The sequence below is a fragment of the Teichococcus oryzae genome (assembly GCF_008386565.1).
GTDB classification, from domain to species: Bacteria; Pseudomonadota; Alphaproteobacteria; order Acetobacterales; family Acetobacteraceae; genus Pseudoroseomonas; species Pseudoroseomonas oryzae.
In genome coordinates, this window is sequence record NZ_VUKA01000001.1 from 604953 (window position 1) to 628599 (window position 23647).

General features: G+C 67.5%; 20 protein-coding genes. 16 read left to right on the plus strand and 4 right to left on the minus strand.

Annotated elements, in window-relative coordinates:
• Positions 1–65 precede the first annotated feature (65 nt).
• The 5 genes from F0Q34_RS02815 to F0Q34_RS02835 all read left to right on the plus strand — a co-directional run bounded on the left by F0Q34_RS02815 (position 66) and on the right by F0Q34_RS02835 (position 6190).
• Entirely contained in the window at positions 66–1283 is a 1218-nt protein-coding gene (locus tag F0Q34_RS02815) for an MFS transporter (protein ID WP_241665286.1), read from the plus strand.
• Positions 1284–1340: 57 nt separating this feature from the next.
• On the plus strand, positions 1341–2687 hold the full coding sequence (locus F0Q34_RS02820; RefSeq protein WP_206667941.1) for an MFS transporter: 1347 nt from the start codon (positions 1341–1343) through the stop codon (positions 2685–2687).
• Positions 2688–2882: 195 nt separating this feature from the next.
• Positions 2883–3875, plus strand: coding sequence for a Bug family tripartite tricarboxylate transporter substrate binding protein (locus F0Q34_RS02825; RefSeq protein WP_149810604.1), 993 nt, complete (start codon positions 2883–2885; stop codon positions 3873–3875).
• 107 nt (positions 3876–3982) lie between these two features.
• Positions 3983–5260 carry a hydroxymethylglutaryl-CoA reductase, degradative gene (locus tag F0Q34_RS02830; RefSeq protein WP_149810605.1) on the plus strand — a complete coding sequence of 426 codons (1278 nt, stop codon included), beginning with the start codon at positions 3983–3985 and terminating at the stop codon, positions 5258–5260.
• 12 nt (positions 5261–5272) lie between these two features.
• Positions 5273–6190, plus strand: a complete 918-nt coding sequence (locus F0Q34_RS02835) for a hydroxymethylglutaryl-CoA lyase (RefSeq protein ID WP_370750910.1) — start codon at positions 5273–5275, stop codon at positions 6188–6190.
• A 3-nt stretch (positions 6191–6193) separates the two neighbouring features.
• Here F0Q34_RS02835 and F0Q34_RS02840 read toward each other — a convergent pair whose 3' ends face one another.
• Both F0Q34_RS02840 and F0Q34_RS02845 read right to left on the minus strand, forming a co-directional pair.
• Complete coding sequence (locus F0Q34_RS02840; RefSeq protein ID WP_149810607.1) at positions 6194–7579, minus strand: aminotransferase-like domain-containing protein; 1386 nt, start codon at positions 7577–7579, stop codon at positions 6194–6196.
• A gap of 108 nt (positions 7580–7687) precedes the next feature.
• A complete protein-coding gene (locus tag F0Q34_RS02845) occupies positions 7688–8914 on the minus strand; it encodes an MFS transporter (protein ID WP_149810608.1) in 1227 nt (408 codons plus the stop codon).
• Positions 8915–9053: 139 nt separating this feature from the next.
• Here F0Q34_RS02845 and F0Q34_RS02850 point away from each other — a divergent pair, with 139 nt between their 5' ends.
• Positions 9054–9803, plus strand: a complete 750-nt coding sequence (locus F0Q34_RS02850) for an AraC family transcriptional regulator (protein WP_241665287.1) — start codon at positions 9054–9056, stop codon at positions 9801–9803.
• Between the two features lie 287 nt (positions 9804–10090).
• A complete protein-coding gene (locus F0Q34_RS02855; RefSeq protein WP_161600762.1) occupies positions 10091–10318 on the plus strand; it encodes a hypothetical protein in 228 nt (75 codons plus the stop codon).
• 122 nt (positions 10319–10440) lie between these two features.
• Here the strand turns inward: F0Q34_RS02855 and F0Q34_RS02860 are convergent, their stop codons facing one another.
• Positions 10441–11328 (minus strand): LysR family transcriptional regulator, encoded by an 888-nt coding sequence (locus F0Q34_RS02860; RefSeq protein WP_149810611.1) that lies wholly within the window; start codon positions 11326–11328, stop codon positions 10441–10443.
• Between the two features lie 142 nt (positions 11329–11470).
• Here F0Q34_RS02860 and F0Q34_RS02865 point away from each other — a divergent pair, with 142 nt between their 5' ends.
• From F0Q34_RS02865 to F0Q34_RS02900, 8 genes are all read left to right on the plus strand, one after another.
• Complete coding sequence (locus F0Q34_RS02865) at positions 11471–13114, plus strand: flavin-containing monooxygenase (protein WP_149810612.1); 1644 nt, start codon at positions 11471–11473, stop codon at positions 13112–13114.
• Positions 13115–13116: 2 nt separating this feature from the next.
• A complete protein-coding gene (locus F0Q34_RS02870) occupies positions 13117–14046 on the plus strand; it encodes an alpha/beta hydrolase (RefSeq protein WP_149810613.1) in 930 nt (309 codons plus the stop codon).
• Between the two features lie 204 nt (positions 14047–14250).
• The gene (locus F0Q34_RS02875; protein ID WP_149810614.1) at positions 14251–15510 is read left to right on the plus strand and encodes an ABC transporter substrate-binding protein; all 1260 of its coding nucleotides are present in this window, start codon (positions 14251–14253) and stop codon (positions 15508–15510) included.
• Between the two features lie 36 nt (positions 15511–15546).
• Complete coding sequence (locus tag F0Q34_RS02880; protein WP_149810615.1) at positions 15547–16449, plus strand: branched-chain amino acid ABC transporter permease; 903 nt, start codon at positions 15547–15549, stop codon at positions 16447–16449.
• 1 nt (position 16450) lies between these two features.
• Positions 16451–17452, plus strand: coding sequence for a branched-chain amino acid ABC transporter permease (locus F0Q34_RS02885; protein ID WP_149810616.1), 1002 nt, complete (start codon positions 16451–16453; stop codon positions 17450–17452).
• Positions 17452–18219, plus strand: coding sequence for an ABC transporter ATP-binding protein (locus F0Q34_RS02890; protein WP_149810617.1), 768 nt, complete (start codon positions 17452–17454; stop codon positions 18217–18219). Before F0Q34_RS02885 ends, F0Q34_RS02890 begins: the two co-directional genes overlap by 1 nt.
• 4 nt (positions 18220–18223) lie before the next feature.
• Positions 18224–18937 carry an ABC transporter ATP-binding protein gene (locus F0Q34_RS02895; protein ID WP_149810618.1) on the plus strand — a complete coding sequence of 238 codons (714 nt, stop codon included), beginning with the start codon at positions 18224–18226 and terminating at the stop codon, positions 18935–18937.
• Positions 18938–18948: 11 nt separating this feature from the next.
• Positions 18949–19734, plus strand: a complete 786-nt coding sequence (locus F0Q34_RS02900) for an SDR family NAD(P)-dependent oxidoreductase (RefSeq protein WP_149810619.1) — start codon at positions 18949–18951, stop codon at positions 19732–19734.
• 90 nt (positions 19735–19824) lie between these two features.
• On the opposite strand, the gene F0Q34_RS02905 is transcribed toward F0Q34_RS02900, so the two are convergent.
• The gene (locus tag F0Q34_RS02905; RefSeq protein WP_149810620.1) at positions 19825–20565 is read right to left on the minus strand and encodes an SDR family NAD(P)-dependent oxidoreductase; all 741 of its coding nucleotides are present in this window, start codon (positions 20563–20565) and stop codon (positions 19825–19827) included.
• Between the two features lie 262 nt (positions 20566–20827).
• Here F0Q34_RS02905 and F0Q34_RS02910 point away from each other — a divergent pair, with 262 nt between their 5' ends.
• The gene (locus tag F0Q34_RS02910; RefSeq protein ID WP_149810621.1) at positions 20828–23647 is read left to right on the plus strand and encodes a cation-translocating P-type ATPase; all 2820 of its coding nucleotides are present in this window, start codon (positions 20828–20830) and stop codon (positions 23645–23647) included.

Below are 23647 nucleotides of genomic sequence, written 5' to 3' on the forward strand. Positions count from 1 at the left end.
CAGACATTGCGAGCACCCAGGGAACCACTGGCGCGAAGAACCGTTGTAGCCGGATGTTCAGCGCCGTGAGACCCGTCCGGAGCCTGCTGATCGCCATCTTCATCCTGATGGCCGGCGGGGGCTTCATTTCTACCCTTGTCAGTGTCCGGCTGGAAACCGCGGGCGCCAGCGCCCTGCTGATCGGCCTGGTCGGCTCCACCTATTTCGTGGGCCTGACCCTTGGCTCCCTGCAGGCGGCCACGGTGATCCGGCGGGTGGGCCATATCCGCGCCTTTGCATCCTTCGTGTCGCTGCTGTCGGCGAGCACGCTCGCCTATGGCCTGTACCAGGCGTCGGGCTTCTGGGCGGCGCTGCGGTTGATCGACGGCTTCTGCATCGCGGGCGTTTATGTTTGCCTGGAAAGCTGGCTGAATGACCGCGCCGATCCGGCGGCAAGGGGCTCGGTGCTCGGGGCCTACATGATCGCGCTCTATGCGGGACAAGGCCTCGGGCAGTACCTGCTGACGATCAGCGGGGCCAACCCGACCTGGCCCTTCGTGATGGCCTCGATCCTGCTGTCCCTGGCGGTGCTGCCGGTGACGCTGACCCGCGCCAGCAGCCCGGTGCTGGGAGATTACCAGGCATTATCCATGCGGCGCCTTTATGTGGCCTCCCCGCTTGGCATGGTCGGTGCCGTGCTGGCCGGGGTGGCGCTGGGCGCCTTCTACGGGCTTGGCGCGGTGCATGCGCAGCGCATCGGCCTCGATCTTCCTGCAACGGCGGCATTCATGAGCGCGGTCATCCTGGGCGGGGTGACGCTGCAATGGCCGCTTGGCTGGCTGTCCGACCGCTTCGACCGGCGGATGGTGATCCTGGCCGTTTTCGCGGCGGTTACCGGGGTGGCGATCGGCATCACGCTGCTGGGCAGCCCTGGAACGGCGCTGCTTCTGCTGGGCGGGATCTTCGGCGGGCTGAGCTTCGCCCTGTATCCGCTCTGCGTCGCGCACACCAATGACCGGCTGACATCGGCGGAGCGGGTGGGAGCGAGCGCGGGGCTGGTGCTGGTTTATTCCGCCGGGGCGGCAGCCGGGCCGCTGGCGGGAGCGGCGAGCATGTCGGCGCTCGGGCCGGCGGGGCTGTTTCTGTTCATCGCGGCCTGCGCGGCGGCGGCGACCGGCTTCGGGCTGTGGCGCCTCGCGGCGCGCCCGTCGCCTCCTGGCGAGTTGCAGCAATCCTACCAGGCATTGCCGCACACCACGCCGATGTCGGCCGGCCTGGATCCCCTGACGGAGGATCGTTCATGAGCGCGCGAGCCGCGGCCGCATCAATGACAACCGAAAGGAAAGCGGATGAGATCTGAGGTGACGCCAGCAGGTGCGGGACAGCCCGATCAAGGCACGCTGAGGCGCGCAATCGCCGCCTCGGCCGTTGGCAACGCGACGGAATGGTTCGATTACGGCATCTATGCCTATGGCGTGACCTATATCTCCGCGGCGCTGTTTCCGGGGGAAGCGGCTGAGGCGACGCTTTTCGCCCTGGCCACCTTCGCCATCTCCTTCCTGGTGCGGCCGCTGGGCGGGTTCTTCTGGGGCCCGCTGGGCGACCGGCTTGGGCGGAAATCGGTGCTGGCCGCCACCATCCTGTTGATGGCGGGGGCCACCTTCTGCGTCGGCCTGATCCCTTCCTATGATTCCATCGGCCTGTGGGCGACCGCCCTGCTGATCGTGCTGCGCATGATCCAGGGCTTCTCCACCGGCGGCGAATATGGCGGCGCGGCCACCTTCATGGCCGAATACGCGCCGGACAAGCGCCGTGGCTTCTATGGCAGCTTCCTGGAGGTGGGGACGCTGGCGGGCTTTTCCTTCGGCGCGCTGCTGATGCTGGGCTTCTCGTTGGTTCTGGGGGATGAGGCGATGCGGAGCTGGGGCTGGCGGCTGCCTTTCCTGGTCGCCGGACCCATGGGGCTGATCGGCATGTATCTGCGCTCGAAGATGGAGGACACGCCGGTCTTCCGGGAGATCGAGGCCCAGGGCAGCCAGGAAGGAGCCGAGCGGGGCCTCGGGCATCTGCTGCGCCATTACCGGAAGCCGCTGCTGGTGATGGGCGGGCTGGTGATCGCGCTGAACGTGGTGAACTACACGCTGCTCAGCTACATGCCGACCTATCTGGAGCGGCGCCTGGGGCTGTCCACGCAGCAGGCGCTTTACGTGCCCATCATCGGCATGCTGTTCATGATGGTCCTGCTGCCCTTTGCCGGCGCGATATCCGACCGGATCGGGCGCAAGCCCCTCTGGTGGTTCTCCCTGGTCGGGCTGTTCGTTCTGGTGATCCCGCTCTACCACCTGATGGAGGCCAGCCTGCTCGGGGCGATCCTCGGCTTCGCGGCCCTGGGCCTTTTCTATGCGCCGCAGCTTGCCACCATCTCGGCCACCTTTCCGGCGATGTTCCCCACCTCGGTTCGCTTCGCGGGCTTCGCCATCGCCTACAATGTCTCGACCTCGTTGTTCGGCGGCACGGCGCCGATGGCGAGTTCCTGGCTGATCGAACGGACGGGCGATCCGCTCATGCCGGCCTATCTGATGATGGCGGCCTGCGCGGTCGGAATGCTGGCGCTGGCCTTCACCATCGAAACGGCCGGCCAGTCGCTGCGGGGCAACCACATCCCGGGCTCGCGGCAAGCGCGGCGTGAGCTGGCGGAACAGGCCTAGAGGTTGGCCGGAGGGACGCGGGAAGCCGCTTCCCTCCACCCCGATATCGTGGCCGGAGCAACAGGCGCCGCATCCCTGTTCCCGGGATGGACGGCCGAACTGTACCAGGGATTTTCCGGCAAACTGTCCCTGTAGCTCATCCGGCCGGTGGAACAGTGTGGGAGGTACAAGCAAGCAAGAAACAGGAAGCGTTCCATGCATCGTCGCCATCTCCTCCTGGCCGCACTCGGGGTGCCGGGAGCCTTTCTGCCGGCCTTGGCTCACGCACAGGGGCAGGGAGCCCAGCAGGGCGCCTGGCCGAACCGCGCAGTCACCCTGGTCGAGGGTTATCCCCCAGGCGGCGTGACCGACCTTGCTTCCCGGGCCGTGGCCGATCCGCTTTCGCGCCATCTCGGCGTTCCGGTGGTTGTGGAAAACCGCCCGGGCGCCGCCACTTCCGTCGCCGCCACCTATGCCGCCCGTGCCCGGCCGGATGGCTACACGCTGGTGATGGGCACCACGACCCTCGCCATCAACCAGACCCTGCAGCCCACCCTGACCCCCAAGGACCCGGCGAAGGAGCTGGACCCGATCGGCATGGTGTTCCGCACGCCTTTCATCCTGCATGTGCACCCGTCCCTGCCGGTCAAGAACACGGCGGAGCTGATCGCCTATTGCAAGGCGAATCCCGGAAAGGTGCTGTTCGGCTCGCCCGGCACCGGGTCGGTCAGCCATCTGTGCCTGGAGATGTTCCGGGCCCGCGCCGGCATCGACATCGTCCATGTCCCCTACCGGGGCGGCACGCCGGCGGCGCTCGACCTGCGCCAGGGGCGCATTCATGTCGTCTTCCACGCCATCCAGGAAGCCAACACCACCCTGGCCGATGGCGGGACGCGCGGCCTGGCCGTCACCGCCGCCGCGCCCATCCCCAACTACCCGCAACTGCCGCCCATCTCCCAGACGCTGCCCGGCTTCGAGGTATATTTCTGGCAGGGCCTCTTCGCCCCCGCCGGCACGCCCGCGCCCATCCTGGCGCGCGCCGCCGCCGCGCTCCGCGCCGCCACGGATGACCCCGATCTGCGCGGCCGGATGAGCGAGCAGGGCGTGGAACTCGTCTCGGGCGACGCCGAGATGCTGCGCGGCATCCTGCTCAGCGACACGCGCCGCTGGGGCGACGTGATCCGCGAAGGCGGCATCAAGATCGAATAGCCCGCCCGCGCGCCGGACGCGGCCATGCCGGACAACAAACAGCCCGGGCCGCGCGCGGTCCGGGAATGCCTCACCATACCCATTCCGCAGCCGCATCGGACCTGACGATGACGATCAGCAACCTGTCTTCCCGCATTCCAGGCTTCCACCGCATGAGCATGGCGGAACGCCTGGAGGCCGTTGCCGCCTTCGCCGGGCTGGATGATGCCGCCACGGGGCAGCTCGCCATTCCCGGCAACATCGATCCGCATCTGGCGGACCATATGATCGAGAACGTCGTGGCCACGCTGTCCATTCCCATCGGCGTCGCCACCAACATGCGCGTGGATGGCCGGGACGTGCTGGTGCCGATGGCGACCGAGGAATCCTCCGTGGTCGCCGCGGTCTGCAACTCGGCGCGCCAGTGCCACGAGGCGGGCGGCTTCACCACCTCCCTTTCCGGCAACCTGATGATCGCGCAGGTGCAGCTCACCGGCGTCAGCGACCCGGAGAATGCCCGGCTGCGCATCCTGGAGCGGCAGGAGGAGATCGCCGCCACCTGCGATGGCTGCGATCCGATGCTGGTGCGGCTGGGCGGCGGCTTCCGCGACCTGGAGGTGCGGATTGTCGCCTCCCGCGGCGGCCTCATGGTGGTGACGCATCTCATCATCGACACGCGCGACGCGATGGGCGCCAACACCGTCAACACCATGGCCGAAACGCTGGCGCCGGCCATCGAGCGCTGGACGGGCGGGCGTGTCTTCCTGCGCATCCTTTCCAACCTGGCCGACCGCCGCCTTGCCCGCGCCCGCGCCACCTGGCCCGTGGAGGCGATTGGCGGCGCGGCGGTGCGCGACGGCATGATCAGCGCCTACCATTTCGCGGAAGCCGATCCCTACCGCGCCGCCACCCACAACAAGGGCATCATGAACGGCGTTTCCGCCGTGGTGCTGGCCACCGGCAACGACACCCGCGCCGTGGAGGCCGGCGCCCATGCCTATGCCGCGCGCGGCGGCCGCTATTCCAGCCTCAGCCATTGGGAGGTGACGGCGGCGGGCGACCTGGCCGGCTCCATCGAATTGCCCATGCCGGTCGGCCTTGTCGGAGGCGCGACCAAGATCCATCCCACCGCGCAGGCCTGCCTGAAGATCCTCGGCGTTTCCTCCGCGGCGGAGCTGGCGCGGATCATCGCCGCCGTGGGCCTGGCGCAGAATTTCGGGGCCATGAAGGCGCTGGCCACCACGGGCATCCAGAAGGGCCACATGGCGCTGCACGCCAACAACGTCGCCATCGCCGCCGGCGCGGTGGGGGAGGAGGTGGCGCGGCTGGCCGCCATCCTGATCGGGAAGCGGCAGGTGCGGCAGGATGTCGCCGCGGCGGAGCTGCAAAGAATGCGCGATGCCTGAGGGCCGGCGGTGATGCTGCCCGCCCAGGTGCGCATCGTCGAGATGGGCCCGCGCGACGGATTGCAGAACGAGGCCGTGGCGGTGCCCGTGGCGGTGAAGCTGGACCTGATCGACGCGCTGGCGGAGGCTGGCCTCCGCAGCATCGAGGTCGGGAGCTTCGTGTCGCCACGCTGGGTGCCGCAGATGGCTGGCACGGCGGAGGTGCTGGCGGGGCTGCGGCGCCGCCCGGGCGTGGCTTATTCCGTGCTGGTGCCGAACCTGACGGGGCTGGAGGCCGCGATGGCGGCCGGTGCGCGCGAGGTGGCGGTGTTCGGCGCGGCCTCGGAAAGCTTTTCGCGCGCCAACATCAACTGCTCGGTCGCCGAAAGCCTGGAGCGCTTCGCCCCCGTGGTGGCGCGGGCCCTGGCGGCGGGGCTGCGGGTGAGGGGCTATGTGTCCTGCGTGCTCGGCTGCCCCTATGAGGGGGAGGTGGCGCCGGAGGCGGTGCGCCGCGTCGCGGTGGCCCTGGCCGGCATGGGCTGCCACGAGGTGTCGCTGGGCGACACCATCGGTACCGGCACGCCGCTGAAGGCGCGCCGCATGGTGGAGGCGGTGGCGCGGGACGTGCCGGTGGAGCGGCTGGCGCTGCATTTCCACGACACCTATGGCCAGGCGCTCGCCAACATCCTGGCCTGCCTGGAACTGGGGGTCGCGGTGGTGGACAGCGCCGTGGCCGGGCTGGGCGGCTGCCCTTACGCCAAAGGCGCCGCGGGCAATGTCGCGACGGAGGATGTGGTCTACATGCTCGACGGCATGGGCGTCGCCACGGGTGTCGACCTCCGGCTGCTGGCCGATGCGGGGAACCTCATCACGCGTGAGCTCGGCCGCGGCCCGGCTTCCAGGGTCGCGCGGGCCCTGCTGGCCGGCGGCCAACTGCCCGGAAAGGCGTGACCGTCAGAGATGCGGCCGGGACAGGGTCCGCTGCAGGAAGCTAAGGAAATGCGGCTCGCTGGCATGGGCGATGTTGATGCGCAGGGCTGCTGGCCGCGTGCTCCGCTCCGGGCTGAACACCGAGCCCGGAGCAAGAAAGATGCTTTGCGTGGCGGCCAGGCGGCACAAGGCCGTTTCCTCGATGCCGTTCGGAAGATCCGCCCAGAGATAGAAGCCGCCGCCGGGCGGGGAACAGACCGGCAGGCCCACGCCGGCTAGGTTCCGCAGGGCATCCGCTGTCGCCACCGCGATCCGCTTCCGCAGGCGCCGCAGATGGCGCAGATAATGCCCTTCCTCGATAAGGCGCGCCACGAGGCGTTCGGCGTATTGCGAGGTGGACACCACGGTCAGCAGCTTCAGGTCGTTGAGTTCCCGTGCCACCGGCGCCGCGCCGGCCACGAAGCCGACGCGCAGCGATGCCGACAATGTCTTGGAAAAGGTGCCGACATAAAGCACGCGCCGCAATCCATCGAGCGAAGCGAGGCGGGGGCTGGCGGCCGGCAGCAGGTCCGCGAAGGCGTCGTCCTCCACCAGCAGGAGGTCGTGCTGTTCCGCCAGTTGCAGCACGCCCCGCGCGATGGGAAGCGAGAGGGTGCCGCCGGTCGGGTTGTGCGCCAGCGACTGGGTGAAGAACGCCCGGGCGGGCCCCTGGGCGAGTTTCGCCTGCAGGTCCTGCAGATCGGGGCCGTCCCGGTTGCGGCGGATGCCGACCACCTCCGCCTTCGCCAGCCGCAGCTTGGCGAACAGCGGATAATAACCCGGATCGTCCACCAGCACCCGCTCCCCCGGCGCGATCATCTGCCGGATGATGAGGTCGAGTGCGTGATTCGCACCCTGAGTCAGGAGAACCTGGTCCGGGCCGCATTCGATGAAGCGCTCCGCCAGCGACACCGCGACCTGTTCGCGGAGCAGGGGGTAGCCCCAGGAGCTGCCATAGGCATGCGCCTCGCCCCGATGCTGCTTCCGGCTGGCCTGCGCCAGATGGCGCGCGAGCTCGGATTCCTCCATCCAGGACGGTGGCGGGCGGCCTTCCCCGGGGCGGACGAGGTAATGCTGCTCGGTCTGCTCGCGCAGCAGGGAAACGAGGTTCAGCGCTTCCGCCACCTCCCTCCGCCGGGGCGGGGAACGGGCCAGGAGATGGGTGACGAAATATCCGGCGCCGGGGCGGGCCTCCAGATGGCCGGATGCGACAAGGCGGTCATAGGCCTCCGCCACCGTGTTCTTGGAAATGCCGTGATCCCGCGCGGCGCTGCGGATGGAGGCGATGCGCGTTCCAGGCTTCAGCAGGCCGCTTTCCATCGCGGCGGCGATCTGGGCCACGATCCGGTCCGATTTTGAAGCGGCTCTCATGCCGCGATCACTGCATGGAATGCGCGAAAGCCCAAGAGCCGGAAGCCGCGCCCATCCTCGTTCCTGCCTGGCCACCCTTCCGTTGCGGGCCGGGTGGCCAGGCGGCCGTTATTCCGCCGGAGCGGCCTGGGCCGGCCACAATTCGGGCTGAAGCTCCTCCCGCCGGTCGGGGAAGAACAGGGCGCAGGCCAATGTCACGCCGGAGAAGCCGGCCAGCACCACCAGCGTCATGTCCAGCCGCCCCGTCGCCTCATGCAGCAGGCCGATCAGGGGCGACGCCGCCGCGGCACCGAGGAAGCCCACGAAGAAGCGGATGGAATACAGCTTCACCCGCAGGGGCGGCGCGATGTAGCGGGCGGTCATCGTCTCGTTCACCGTCACCTGCCCGAAGATGGAGGCGGCCAGCATCGCCGCCAGCGGCAGCACAACCCAGCCCTCGACAAAGGAAAGCGCCAGCATCGCCGGCACCTGCACCAGTGCCATGGGCAGGAAGACGCGCTTCAGCGTCATCCGGTCGATCATGCGGCCCACGGTGAACTGCGTCAGCCCGCCGCAGATGGTCACGATGAAGGCCAGCGCGCCGATCACTGGCAGCAGGTCGGGGCTGCTGGCCAGCCGCTCCTCCATCAGCTTGGGCAGCAGCAGGGTGAAGGCGTTGAACACCAGCCCCGACACGGCGGCGATGGCCAGCAGCACCGCCACCGCGCGCCGCACCACGGCGGGCGGGATAACCGGGAAGGGCTTCTGCGCCCCCCGCGCCGTCGCCATGTCGATGGCCGGTTCCCGCCAGTAAAGCAGGCCGATGGCGCAGCACAGCACGCCTGGCACCAGGAAGGCCCAGCGCCAGCCCAGCGTGGCCACCAGGAAGGCCGTCAGCACCGGCGCCGTGGCGACGCCGAGATTGCCGAAAACACCGTTGAGGCCCACCGCGCGCCCCACCTTGTCGCCCGCCGCCTCCACCAGCATGGCGGTTCCGACCGGGTGATAGATGGCGGAGAAGGCTCCCATTCCTGCCAGCGCCAGGGCCAGCCAGAAGGCCGAAGGGGCGAACCCCGCCAGCGCCATGCAGCTGCCCGTGCCCAGGAAAAAGGCCAGCATCAGGTTGCGCCGCCCATAGCGCGCCGCCAGCCAGCCCATCGGCAGGGAGCCCACGCCGTAAAGCACGAACATGCCGGTGCCGAGCGCCAGGATCGGGCCGTAATCGGTGCCGAAGCGCCCCGGCTCCTGCTGCACCAGGCCGAGCACGGCGGTGGCCAGGATCAGCAGGCTGAAATGGGTGGCGCTGTGGGCCGCGTTGATGAAGGCGATCTGCCGCGTGGCGGGATGCAGGGACATGGCGGTGTTATTCCGGTCTTGCCGTTCCTGCGGGGAAGGATAGCCTGACCGGAAAACGACATCCGGCCAGATCATGTCGCCAAACCGTCAATTACCGCCAGCCTACATCATTCCCCAGAGCGATCTGCCGCAGGATGCCGTGGACCGCCCCCTGGCCGGTTTCCGGCGTGACTATCCCGATGGCGGCCGAACCCCGCGCCATGCCCACCGCCGCGTGCAGCTGATCTATGCCAGCCATGGCGTCATGCGGATCACCACCGACCAGGCCGGCTTCGTGGTTCCGGCTGGGCGGGCGCTGTGGGTGCCGGCGGGACTGCCGCATGCCGTGGCGACGCAGGGGCTGGTGGCCATGCGGGCCCTGTTCCTGCGGGAGGACGCCGCGCGCAGCGGCCCGCCGGGCGTGGCGGTGCTGGCGGTTTCCCCCCTGCTGCGGGAGCTTATCCTGGCCGCCTGCGAGGAGCCGCCGGAATGGGACCCGGAGGGCCGGGCCGGGCATCTTGCCGCCTTGATCCTGGATGAGATCCGCCGCGCGCCGACGCTGCCCCTCGGCGTGCCGCAGCCGCGCGACCTGCGCCTTATGCGACTGGCGGAAGCGCTGCGGGAGCAGCCCGGCAGCGCCATGACGCTGGAAGGCTGGGCGGCCGAGGTGGGCGCCAGCGCCCGCACCCTGTCGCGCCTGTTCCGGGCTGAAACGGGAATGAGCTTTGGCGCGTGGCGGCAGCATTGGCGGCTGGCGGAGGCCGCGGCCTTGCTGGCGCGCGGGGTGCCGCCGGCCCGCGCCGCGGCGGCGGTGGGGTATGCCAGCGCCCCGGCTTTCGGCGCAGCCTACCGCGCCGCCTTCGGCGTCACGCCGGGGCAGGCGCAGCGGAAGGCGAACCGTCCGGGATGATGCCGCAAGGGAGAAGCCCGGAATCGTCTTCCAGCGGATCGTGTCCCGCAGGCATGATGCTCCTTGCCAGGATGTCGGGCCGAGGGGCGCCGTCCGATCGGTGTGGAGAATTCGGGCCGTTTTTCAGTTCAGGAAGGGAAGGGGGCAGCCTCTGATACCACCTTTGCGAGCGGTTTCAGGCGGCAACTAACACTTTTGCGCTGCCAGCCCCGTGGAACCAAGCCATCTGCGACCCGTTCATAAGCAAAATCCAACGTCCAAAATGGAGAGCATGAATGAATGGAATGGTGAGCCAAGCCTATACCCAGATGCCGCAGGGCATCGCCAACCGCCTGGCCGAGAAGATGCGGGGAGAGCCGGAGGAAGCCTTCCAAAGGACGCTTGAAGCCCGGATCGACGAGATGAGGGCTACCCTGCTGGACCAGGGCTACCCGGCCCCGGCAACGAATGAAATCTGCCAGGCCGTGCGCCGGGAAGCCCAGGGGGCATGGGGCCGGCACCACCCGCAAACCTAGGGCGCCGCCGCTCCGCGCCACGCTTGGCCTTGGCTGCCACAGGCATCCGCGCCCATCGGGGACGGCCGGCCGGCGGGATGCCCTGTTGGCTGGCCGTGTCGCCGGACGCCCTGCTTCAGGCCCTAGCGGGCGAAGGCGCTGTCCAGGAAGTCCAGAAAGACCCGCAGCCGCTGGCTGAGATGCCGGCGGCTTTGATAAACCGCATAGATGGTGTCCTCCATCCTGTGCTCATGCCCCGGAAAGAGCTGGATCAGGCGGCCGGAGGCGAGGTCGCGGGTGACCTGGAAATCGGCCAGACGGGCAATGCCGACCCCGGCGCGCGCCATTGCCATCAGCATCTGGCCCTGATTTGCCGTCACGCTGCCGCTGGCCTGGATGCGGCGGACGGAGCGGTCATCATCCCGGAAGGTCCAGGTGCTCCAGGGCATGCGCTTGTTGAAGTTCAGGCATTCATGCTCGGCCAGGGCCGCCGCGCTTTCGGGAATGCCGCGCTCCGCCAGGTAGGATGGCGCGGCGCAGATGATCCAGCGCATGTCGAGCACCCGCCGGACGATCAGTGACGAATCCGGCAGATCGCCGATGTTGATGGCCACATCCACCCCGCCCTCCAGCAGGTTGCCGGGCTCGTTGCTCAGGATGAATTCCAGGCGCAGCGCGGGATGCTGCCGGCGGAAGTCGGGCAGGAGCGGCGCCAGCAGATGAACGGCGAAGGTGGGAATGGAACGGACGCGCAGCACGTCCCGCACCTGGGAGCCTGTGAAGGCCACGGATTCCGCTTCCTCCACTGCCTCGATGGCCTGCCGTGCGGCGGGATAGAAGGCTTCACCCTCCGGCGTCAGCGCCAGGCTGCGCAGGGAGCGGTTGAACAGCACCACCCCCAGCCGGTTTTCCAGTCGGGCGATCAGCTTGCTGACGGCGGAAGGCGTCAGGGACAGGGAACGGCCCGCGGCGGAGAAGCTGCCATCTTCCACCGCCCGCACGAAGACCTGCATTTCCCCCAGCCGATCCATCTGACCTGTTCCGTGCCGTCACATCAGTTTGGCAGTTTTGGAAATTGCTGGTCCGGAAGCAAGCCCCTAACCTTTTCCCAAGCGCGGCCTGTCAACAGGGGCCGCTGACGTCCAAGAAGCAATGCAGGGGAGGCGGTGGAGCATGTCCAGCGCGCAAACATCCACGATCGAAGCCACGGTCGCTCCGGCCACCGTTCTGGATGCGGTGGTGATCGGAGCCGGCTTCGCCGGGCTCTACCAACTGCATATGCTGCGGGACAAGCTGGGGCTGAAGGTGCAGGTGCTGGAAGCTGGCGATGGCGTCGGCGGCACCTGGTACTGGAACCGCTATCCAGGCGCCCGCTGCGACTCCGAAAGCTACTACTACTCCTTTTCCTTTTCCGATGAACTGCAACAGGAATGGAGCTGGAGCGAGCGCTATCCCGAGCATCACGAGATCCGCCGCTACCTGAACTTTGTCGCCGACAAATTCGACCTGCGCCGCAACATCCGCTTCGAAACCCGCGTCAACCGCGCCTGGTACGACGAGGATGCCAATCTGTGGCATGCCGAGACGGAGGGCGGCGAACGCTACTCGGCCCGCTTCCTGATCACCGCCGTCGGCTGCCTGTCTTCCGCCAACATCCCCAAATTTCCTGGCCTCGAAAGCTTCAAGGGCGATTGGTACCACACCGGCCGCTGGCCGCATGAGCCGGTGGATTTCACAGGCAAGCGCGTCGGGCTGATCGGAACCGGCTCCACCGGCATCCAGGCCACGCCGGTCATCGCCGAGCAGGCCGCGCATCTCACCGTGTTCCAGCGCACCGCAAATTACAGCATTCCCGCGCGCAACGCGCCGATGAGCCGGGAGGAGGTGCAGAAGATCAAGGCCGAGTATGCCGCGATCCGGGACCTCGCGAAGCGTTCCCCCAACGGGCATCCCTTCCTGGTGAACCAGGTTTCCGCGTTGGCCGTGTCCCCCGAGGAGAGGCTCGCCCAGTATGAGGCCGCCTGGGAAACCGGCGGCCTGCGCTTCCGCGCCAGCTTCATGGACCTGCTGACCAGCAAGGAAGCGAACGACACCGCTGCCGAGTTCATCCGCGCCAAGATTCGAAGCATCGTCAAGGACCCCGAGGTGGCGGAGCGGCTGACGCCGAAGGACCATCCCTTCGCCACCAAACGTCCACCGGTGGACAGCTATTATTTCGAGACCTTCAACCGCGACAATGTCACGCTGGTCGACATCAAGGCGGCGCCCATCGTCGAGATCACGCCGGACGGCATCCGCACCGCCGATGCGGAATATGCGCTGGACATCATCGTCTTCGCCACCGGCTTCGATGCCATGACCGGGCCGCTGCTGGCCTTCGACATCGAGGGGCGCGACGGCGTGCCGCTGAAGGATGTCTGGGCGGCCGGGCCGCGCAGCTATCTGGGCCTGCAGGTGGCGGAATTCCCTAATATGTTCACCATCACCGGCCCGGGCAGCCCGTCCGTGCTGACCAACATGCCGGTGGCGATCGAGCAGCATGTGGAATGGATCACCGATTGCATCCGCCACATGCGCGAGCAGGGCATCGCGACCATCGAGGCCGAGCCGGCGGCGGCCGAGGAATGGGTGGCGCATGTGAATGACGCGGCCAATGCCACGCTGCTGCCCATGGCGAACAGCTCCTGGTATCTGGGGGCCAATGTGCCTGGCAAGCCGCGCGTCTTCATGCCCTATGCGGGCGGCATGGCGAATTATGCCAAGCGCTGCGCGGAGGTGGCCGCCCGCGGCTATGAAGGCTTTGTGCTGAGGCGCTGAGCATGGCCGCGGTTCATCCCGACATTCGCGCCCTGATGCAAAAGGTGCGCGAAGCCGGCAATCCTCCCTTCGAGGCGCTGGGCCCGGTTGCCGCGCGCAAGGTCCATGCGGAGCGCGCATTAGCCCTGCAAAGCGAGCGGGACAGCCTGCCCGTGGTCCAGGATCTTGCGGCGGATGGCGTGCGGGTGCGGCTTTACCGTGCCACCCCGCCGGAAGCGGGTACGGCACAACCCTGCCTGCTGTTCCTGCATGGCGGCGGGTGGGTGCTGGGCAGCCTGGAAACGCATGACTGGGTTTGCCGCCGTCTGGCACGGCTGAGCGGCGCCTGCGTGCTGGCGGTGGATTACCGCCTGGCGCCCGAGCATCCCTATCCGGCGGCAGTGGAGGACTGCCTGACAGCACTGCGCTGGCTGGTTGCGCAGGCGGAGCGCCTGGGCATCGACGCAACGCGCATCGCCGTCGGCGGCGACAGCGCCGGCGCCAACCTCGCGGCGGTGCTGGCACTGATGGGCCGCGACGGCACGGCGCCGGCCAGCACCTGCCAATTGCTGTTCTACCCCACGGTCGATCTCGCGATCACGGAGGAGAGCTACGCCCGCACCACCGAGAACATGCTGCTGGGTGCAAGCACGATGCGCTGGTTCATCGAGCAGTATGTGCCGCGGCCGGAGCAAAGAACCGAATGGCAGGCCTCGCCCCTGCGGGCGGCCAGCCTGGCCGGATTGCCGGTGAGCTTCGTGCTGACGGCCGGCCATGATCCGCTGCGCGACGAAGGCCGGCGCTATGCCGCGCGGCTTGAGGCGGAGGGCGTCGCCGTCACGGCCTTGCATCTGTCCGGCATGACCCATGGATTCCTGACCATGGACCGCGCCGCCGGTCCGGCGGCAGGCGTGCTCGACATGGCAGCGAAGCTGCTGCGCGAAACGTGGTAGGGCCTCTGCATGGCAGCCGCCTTCATGCGCCGCCATGCAAAAAATCGCGTCCCCTAAAGGAGGACGCATGATTCCGCCGGGGTGGCGATGGACATTGACTTGGGTGCGCCGCCCTCACCAAGATGCCAAGCTGAAAACATGAAACGAGACTTCCGCGGCACCGCCCAAGGCGGGCACAGGAAGCCACCAAAGGGAGACCACCGAATGTCCGAGAACCGAGGCGCCATCGGGCGCCGCATGCTGCTAGGCGGTGCGGCCGCGGGCACCGCCATGCTCGCCATGCCGCATGTGGCGGGCGCCCAGGCCAAGGTGATCCGGGTCGGCATGCCGACCACCCTTTCAGGCCGCATCGCCATTCTCGGCACTTCCAGCCGGACCGCGATCCGCTATGCCTTCAGCCGCATCAACGAGGCAGGCGGCATTGGCGGCCGCACGCTGGAAGTGGTGGACCGCGACACCAAGGGGAGGCCGGACGAAGCCGCCAAGATCACGCGTGACCTGATCAACAATGACGGCTGCGAGATCCTGATCGACGCGGAATCCTCCGCCGGCTCGTTCGCCGTGCATGAGGTCGTGCGCGACATCCCTGTCCTTTGCCTGCACACCAACAGCGAAACCTCGTCGCTGACCGCCGATCCGAAGATGCTGGTGAAGCACGCCTTCCGCTGCGCCAGGCAGGGCGTTCACGATGCGGTGGCAGGTGGCGTCTATGCCTCGGCCATCTCCAAGGAGCGCGGGCTGAAGCGCTGGATGACCTGTTCGCCGGACTATGCCTTCGGCCGCGACAACACCGCCGAGTTCCTGATCTTCGCCAAGAAATTCGATCCCGGCATCGAGGTGGTGGACCAGATCTGGCCGCGTCTTTTCGCGCCCGACTACACGGAGAACATCACCAAGATCCTGCAGGTGAAGCCGCAGGCGATGTATTCCGCGCTGTGGGGCGGGGATCTGGTGAGCTTCGTGGAGCAGGCCAATCTTTACCGGCTGTTCGGCAACCTGACCTTCTTTTCCTCCTCGCTCGGCGATCCGCCGGTGGCCAGCGCCATCAAGCAGCTGCCGCAAGGCATCCACACCGCTTATCGCTACAACCGGAACTATCCGGCCAAGCCGGCGAACGTCGCCTTCGCCGACGATTTCACCAAGCTGGCCAAGCATGAGCCGACCAACTGGGCCTGGCAGAATTATGTCGCCTGCGAGTTCATCGCGGAGGCGCTCCGCCGCACCAATGGCCGGACCGATCCCACGGCGCTGTCCAACGAGATTTCCGGCATGGAGCTCAAGACGGCCTTCGCGGTGGACGAGGCCATCACCATGCGTGCCAGCGACCACACCATCATCGGCTATCCCGTTCCCTGGGGGATCACCATTCCGGCCGCGCCCTACGTCAAGGATTTCGTTCCGGTGGACTGGGCGCAGATCCTGGAGATGGAGCAGGAGTGGAAGAAGGACAAAGGCTTCGCCTGACGCTTCCCCAGCCGCCATATTGCCGGGAAACCGAACATGAATCTCGAGGTTCTGGCCGGATGCCTCGCATCCGGCGCCTGCGTCGTCACGCAGATCTCCTCCGGCCTGATTGTGGGAATGCTGCTTTTTCTCGTGGCTTCCGGCCTGTCGCTGATCTTCGGCGTGCTAGGGATCGTCAACTTCGCCCATGGCGCCTTCTACATGGCCGGCGCCTATTTCGCGCTGCTGGCCTATGAACAGACCGCCAGCTTCACCGCGGCGCTGGCATTCGGCGCCCTAGCGGCCGGGGTCATTGGCGTGGCGTTCGAGCGCTTCATCATGAGCCGCGTTTATGGCCATGACGTGCTGATGCAACTGCTGGTGTGCTACGCCGCGATCCTGATCTTCGACGACCTGGTGAAGATCCTGTTCGGCGCCGACTACAAGCTGATGGGCATGCCGGATGCCTTCGCTACGGCTCCCATCCAGATCGCCGGCGGCTTCGTGCCGAGCTACTACATCTTCATGCTGGTCATGGCGTTGGCGGCGGGACTGGGCCTGTGGCTCGGCATCAACAAGACCCGGATCGGCAAGATCATCCGGGCGCTGGCCATCAATCCCCAGATGGTCGGTGCGCTCGGCATCAACACCAAGCTGCTTTATGCCGGAGTCTTCGGACTCGGCTGCGTGCTGGCCGGGCTGGCCGGCGCACTGGCGGCGCCGGTGCGCAGCCTGACGCCGGGCATGGGGCTTTCCGTGCTGATCGAAAGCTTCATCGTCACCGTGATCGGCGGCATGGGATCGATCCCCGGCGCGCTGGTGGCGGCATTGTTGATCGGGCTGACCCGTTCCTTCGGCGCCATTGGCTTTCCCTTGTTTGTTGATGGGCTGATGTTCGGCCTGATGGCGCTTGTTCTGGTGGTCCGGCCCAGCGGGCTGCTTGGCGCGAAGGCAAGCTGAGATGCGCCGGGAATCCCTCCGCGACCTTTTCATCGCAGCGGTGGCGCTGGCCGTTTTGCTGGTGCTTCCGGTGCTTTTCCCGCAACCCGCGCTGCGTGACTTCCTGGTTTATGTCATCGCCTATGGCTTGCTGGCCATGTCACTGAACCTGCTGGTCGGGCTCACGGGGCTGGTTTCCTTCGGCCATGCCGCCTACTTCGCTTCCGGGGCCTACAGCTTCGGCCTGCTGATGCAGAGCGGCCATTTCTCCGTGCCGATGGCGATGCTGTGTGCCCTGGCGGGCACGGCGTTGCTGGCGCTTGTCATCGGCGCCATCTGCGTGCGGCTGAAGGAGATCTACTTCTCCTTCATCACCCTGGCCTTCCAGATGTTCATCCACAGCATCATCCTGACCTGGGTGGACGTGACCGGCGGCGACCAGGGATTGCGGGGCGGCATCCCGCGGCCCGCGTTCCTGGGCATCGATCTCAGCCAGGCCGGGACGCTCTATGCCTTCTGCGCCGTGGTGTTCATCGTCTGCCTTCTGATCATGCGCCAGGTCTGGCAATCGCCCTTTGGCTACACACTGCGCATGATCCGCGACAACCCGGCGCGGGCCAACTTCCTCGGCGTGAATGTCCTGCGCATGAAGCTCGGCATCTTTGTTCTCGCCGGCACCATGGCCAGCATGGCGGGCATCCTGATGGCGCTGTTCGTTTCGGGCGCTTACGCCGAATTCGCCTTCTGGACCATGTCGGGCGAAGCGATCTTCATGATCATGCTGGGCGGCATGCAGGTTTTCCTGGGCCCCGTCATCGGCGCCTTCCTGCTGCAGACGCTGAACCATTACGTCACCATCTACACGGAACATCATGGGCTGGTCCTGGGCCTCGTTATCCTCGCCATCGTGCTGGGCCTGCGGCGCGGAGTGGCCGATTACGCACGCGACTGGCTGGCGGCCCGCCGCACCACGCGTGAGGCCGCGGCGTTGGAGGCCAAGCCGGCCAAGAAGGCGGTGAGCTGATGCTCGACGTACAGAACCTCAATAAATCCTTCGGCGGCGTGCAGGCGACGCGCGATGTCAGCCTGAACTTCCCGGCGGGATCGCTCACGGCCATCATCGGCCCGAACGGAGCTGGCAAGACAACCTTCTTCAACCTGATCTCAGGACATATCCGGCCGGATTCCGGCCGTATCCTGTTCGAGGGGCGGGATCTTGTCGGGCTTTCCAGCCTGGAGGTGGTGCGGCGGGGCATGGCACGCGCCTTCCAGGTGGCCTCCCTTTTCCCCAGCCTGACGGTGAGGGAGGCCATGACCGCTGCCGTCACCTCGCATCAGCGGCGCTCGGCCGGCCTCTTTTCGCGCTTCCCGCTTTCCGGCAGCAGGGACCGTGTGCAGGAGCTGCTGGAACTGCTCGGGCTTTCCGCGAAGGCGGATGTGCTTTCCGCCAATCTTTCCCATGGCGACCAGAAGCTGCTCGACATCGGCCTGGCATTGGCCATGGAGCCGAAGGTGCTGCTGCTGGACGAGCCCACGGCTGGCATGGGCCCGGATGAGCGCTGGCGCATGATCGACAAGGTGCATCGCCTTTGGCAGGCGAAGCAGCTGACGATGATCTTCATCGAGCATGACATGGATATCGTCTTCAAGATCTCCCAGACCGTGCATGTCCTGAAATACGGCGCCGTTCTCGCCCAGGGCACGCCCGAGGAAATCCGCCGCAACCAGGATGTGATCGATGCCTATCTCGGCACCGATCACCACATGGCGCTCGCCGCCGAGGAGGCCTGAGCCGATGGACACGCCGATCCTTGAGATGCGCGGCGCGAATGTCTTCTACGGCGCCAGCCAGATCCTTTTCGGCGTCAATCTCGCGGTGCAGCGCGGCCAGACCATGGCGCTGCTTGGACGCAACGGCGCTGGCAAGAGCACGACCTTCAAGGCCATCGCCGGCATCGCCCCGCCGCGGGGCGGGCAGGTGCTGCTGTCGGGCCATCCGGTTTCCGGCCAGGCGCCCTATCTGGTCGCCCGCGCCGGCATTGGCTACGTGCCGGAGGACCGGCAGGTGTTCCCGGAACACACGGTGGACGACAACCTCATCGTCGCCGCGAAGCGTGGCCCGCGTGGCGACCGTCACTGGACCACCGAGCGCATCTACGAGGTGTTCCCCATTCTCGCCGGAATGCGCAACCGCATGGCTGGCCGCCTTTCCGGGGGCGAGCAGCAGATGCTGACAATCGCCCGGACCCTGATGGGCAACCCGGACATCCTTTTGCTGGACGAGCCAAGCGAAGGCCTCGCGCCGATCGTCGTGCGGGCCATCGGCGACCTTATCAGGCAATTGCGGGACATGGGCGTCACCATCCTGATCGCCGAGCAGAACATGCATTTCTGCCTCGGCATCGCGACCCATGCCACGGTGATCGACAAGGGGCAGGTGGTCTACAGCGCGACCATCGATGAATTGCGCGGCAATGACGCCATCATGCAGCGCTATCTTGCGGTTTGAGGATGCAGCCCATGACACGAGATGAAGGCCGCGGCCGCGTTGTTCTGGTGACGGGCGGCGCAAGCGGCATCGGGTTCGCCACGGCGGGCGTGTTGGCGCGGCGCGGCTGGCGCGTGGTGATCAGCGACCTGGATGCCGATCGCACCGCCAGCGCCGCCGCCGAGATCGGCGCCTCGCCCATTGCCTTCGACGTGGCCGATGAGCAGGCGACCGAGGCCGCCATCGAGCGCATCGAAGCCGAGCAGGGGCCGGTCGAGGCCCTGTTCGCCAATGCCGGCGTGATCCAGCCTGGCCACATCCCGGAAGAACTTCCCATGGCTGAGTTCGACCGCGTCATCGCCGTCAATCTGCGGGGCGTTTATCTTTCCTGCGTCGCGGCCGGCAAGCGCATGGCGCGGCGCGGTCGCGGCGGCATCGTTATCACCGGATCGGTGACGGCCTCGCGTGCCGCGCCGCTGCATGCCTATGCGCCCGCCAAGGCCGCGGCGGTGCACATGGCCACCTGCCTCGCCGCCGAATGGGGGCGCTCCGGCGTGCGTGTCAACGCCGTTTCACCCGGCTATGTGGCCACCCCGCCGGTGCGCGCGGCCATTGAGCGGGGGCTGCGAAACCCTGAGCTGCTCAAGGAAGCCGCCCCGCTCGGACGGCTTGTCGAGCCCGAGGAGATCGGCGCAGGCGTCGCCTTTCTGCTGTCGGACGATGCTTCCGCCATCACCGGCATCAACCTTCCGGTCGATGCGGGCTGGCTCGCGGGTGCGACCATGGGAACCTATGGCGGCATGCGCCCCGCGCGTTGAGCGTCCCGGAGGAGGAAACGTCCTCCTCCGGAATTCCTTGTTCGCTGCGGCAACCACCGGCTGCCAGCAACGGCGGAAAGCGCGGCTGCCTCAGCGGTAATGCACCGCCCCGTTCACATCCATCACCGCGCCTGCGACATAGCCGGCGCCAGGGCCCAGCAGGAAGGCGGCCATGGCGGCGATTTCCTCCGGCTCCGCCATGCGGCGCAACGGGTATTTCTCGGTGCGATAATCCTTGTCCGCTGTCATGCCCGTGGCGACAGGGCCTGGTGCGATGGCATTCACCAGCACATTGTCCGGCGCGCCGCGCCGTGCGAGCCAGCGTGTGAAGGCGTGGATGCCGCCCTTGGTGAAGGCGTAGTGCGGGCCGGAAACGATGCCGCCCATCCAGCCGGCCACGGAGCCGCAAAGCACGATCCGCCCCTGCTTCCGCGCGGCCATGCCGGGCATGAAGGCACGGGCCAGATTGATCGGGCCGCGGATATTCACCTCGAAGACGCGTTGCAGCGCTTCGTCCCAATCCTCGGACATCCAGTCATCTTCCGGGCAGATGGCGGCGGTGTCGACCAGGCCGTCGATTGGCCCGATCCGCGCCGCCAGCGCCTCCACTTCGACGCGCCGGCTGGTGTCCAGCTGATGGCAGTCTGACGAGTTCACCGCCATGTCCACCTGCCGCGCGATGTGGTCCGGCGATTGACGGTCAGCCAGCACCACCTGTGCGCCCTGTTGCAGGCACAGCCGCGCCGTTGCGCCGCCAATGCCGCCCGCGGCGCCGGTGATCAGGATGCGTTGCCCCGCCAGGGAAAATGGCGAATCGGCCTTGGCTGCCATTCTTGTTCCTCCCGCGCTTTCCTTGCACGCAGTGTAGTCACGCTGTGGGCGCTGCACAGCGCTTTCCTCAGGAGCAACGCTGTTTCACGCCGCGCGACGCCACGGCGGCATTGGGCTTGCCGGTGGAAGCTCCACGAGGCGAATTGAACGCCGCTCCTCAAAAGGAGTAACAGGGATGATGGCCACGCCGAGGCGATCTGTTCCCTCCAGGCTGCCTCGAAGCGAAGGGCCGGCTCCACGGAACAACAGGCGGGCACCGGATATGAGCGAGAACGGCCTTCGGGATGCGATGGAAGCCTACCGGCGCCCGGCTGCCGAGGTGCTGGCGGATCTTGGTTCCGACCTCCGGCGCGGCTTGTCATCGGATGAAGCCCGGATCAGGGCCCGCCGCCATGGCAGGAACGAGCTGGGAGCGGAGGCGCCCGTTCCCGCCTGGCGGAAATTCCTGCGGCAGTTCCAGGATGTTCTGGTCATCCTGCTGATCATCGCGGCAATGGTTTCCGCCCTGCTCTGGCTTTTGGAGCCAGAGGCGGCGCTGCCCTATGAGGCGATCGCCATCCTGGCTGTTGTGCTTCTCAACGCGGTGATGGGTTATTTCCAGCAGGCCAGGGCCGAGCAGGCCGTGGCCGCCCTGCGCCAGATGTCGGCCGCCCAGGCCAAGGTCCTGCGGGACGGAAAGCAGCAAAGCATTCCCGCGGCCGAGCTTGTGCCGGGGGATGTGATCGTCATCGAGGAAGGCGACACCATCCCGGCCGATGCGCGGCTGATCCATTCCGCCGCGTTGCAGGCCGCCGAAGCGGCCCTCACGGGGGAAAGCCTGCCGGTGTCGAAGAACACGGCCGCCATCGCGTCGGAGGTGGGGATAGGCGACCGCGCCAACATGGTCTTCAGCGGCACGGCCGTGACCTATGGCCATGGACGGGCCGTGGTCACCGCCACCGGCATGAAGTCGGAGATGGGGCGCATCGCCGGCCTGCTGAAGGCGGAGCCCGAGGACACGACGCCGCTCCAGAAGGAGCTGGATCGGGTTGGCCGTACGCTGGGGATCGTTGTCATCACCATCGCGGTGTTGATGGTCGGCACCATCCTGCTGGTCGAGGACGTGCATGGCGCGCGCGCGATCTTCGATGTGCTGATCCTCGGCGTGGCGCTGGCGGTGGCGGCGGTGCCCGAGGGGCTGCCGGCGGTGGTGACGGCCGTACTGTCCATCGGTGTGCAGCGCATGGCCCGGCGGCGCGCCATCGTGCGGCACCTGGCGGCGGTCGAGACGCTTGGCTCCGCCGACATCATCGCGTCCGACAAGACGGGCACGCTGACCAGGAACGAGATGACCGTGCGCCGTGTCGTCACCGCCAGCGGAGCCGTGGAACTGGGCGGCGCGGGCTATGTGCCGGAAGGCGAGGTGCGGCGGGCGGATGGCGGTGTGGTCGAGGGCGCGCTGCGGGCGGAGCTGGCGCGCGCGCTCTCGGCTGCGGACCGCGCCAACAATGCCGTGCTGCAGGAAGCGGAGGCGGGGCGCTGGGCCGTCCAGGGCGACCCGACGGAAGGCGCGCTGATCGTTGCCGCGCGCAAGGTGGGATTGGAAAAGGAGGCGCTCGATGCCCGCTTCGGGCGCGTGGCGGAAGTGCCGTTTTCCTCCGAGCGCAAGCTCATGAGCACCGTGCATCAGGATGCCGAGCGGCAGGACCGGCTGGTGGCCTTCACCAAGGGCGCCCCCGACATTCTTCTGGAGCGCTGCACGCATGAACTGACCGGCGACACGGCGCGGCCGCTGACAACGGAGCGCCGGGCGGCCATCATGCGCGCCAACGAGGATCTCGCGGGCCAGGCTTTGCGCACCCTGGGCATCGCCTTCCGGTCATTGCCCAGCAACGGAACCGGCCCGGACGGGCTGACCGAGGAATTGGAGCGCGGGCTCGTCTTTCTGGGGCTGATCGGCATGATCGATCCGCCCCGCGCCGAGGCGAAGCGGGCGGTGGCCCGCGCCAGGGGCGCCGGCATCCGCCCGATCATGATCACGGGCGATCATCCCCGCACGGCCGCGGCGATCGCGGCGGAACTCGGCATCGCCGGGGATGGGCGCGCGGTGACAGGCACCGAATTGCAGGCAATGCCGGAAGAGGAGCTTGCCGGCACCGTGCGCGAGATTTCGGTCTTTGCCCGCGTCAATCCCGAGCACAAGCTGAGGATCGTCAAGGCCTTGCAGGGCGCGGGCGCCACGGTGGCGATGACGGGGGACGGTGTGAACGACGCGCCGGCCCTGAAAACCGCCGATATCGGCATCGCCATGGGCATCACCGGCACGGATGTTTCAAAGGAAGCGGCCGACATGGTGCTGGCGGACGACAATTTCGCGACCATCGTCGCCGCCGTGGAGGAGGGGCGGGCGATCTTCGCCAACATCCGGAAGTTCCTCCGCTACCTGCTGTCATCGAATATCGGCGAGGTGGCCACCATGTTCTTCGGCGTGCTGCTGGCCGATTTCATCGGCCTGACGGCGCCGGGCGGCAGCGGCGTTGTGCTTCCGCTGCTGGCGACGCAGATCCTGTGGATCAACCTCGTCACCGATGGCGCGCCGGCCCTGGCACTGGGGATGGACCCGGCGGATGGCGGGTCGATGGGTCGCCCGCCGCGGCCACGGGGGGAAGGCGTCGTCACGCGCCGCATGTGGGCCGGCATCTTCCTGGTCGGGCTCATCATGGCGGCGGGGACCTTGCTCGTGCTCGACATGTCCCTGCCTGGCGGCATGATCGAGGGCTCGGGCGACCTGCGCTATGGCCAGACCATGGCCTTCACGACGCTGACGCTGTTCCAGCTGTTCAACGTGCTGAATGCCCGGTCAGACGAGGACAGCGCCTTCCGCGGCCTGTTCGCCAATCACTGGCTGTGGGCGGCCATCGGCTTCTCCCTGTTGCTGCATGTCGCCGTGATCTACACGCCCTTCCTGCGGGACGCTTTCTCCACGGTCGCACTGGGCGCGGAGGATTGGCTGCTTTGCGCGTTGGTGGCCAGTTCGGTGCTGTGGCTGCGGGAGTTGAGCAAGCTGCTGACCCATCGCGTGGCCGGCCCCGGAGCACGGTGA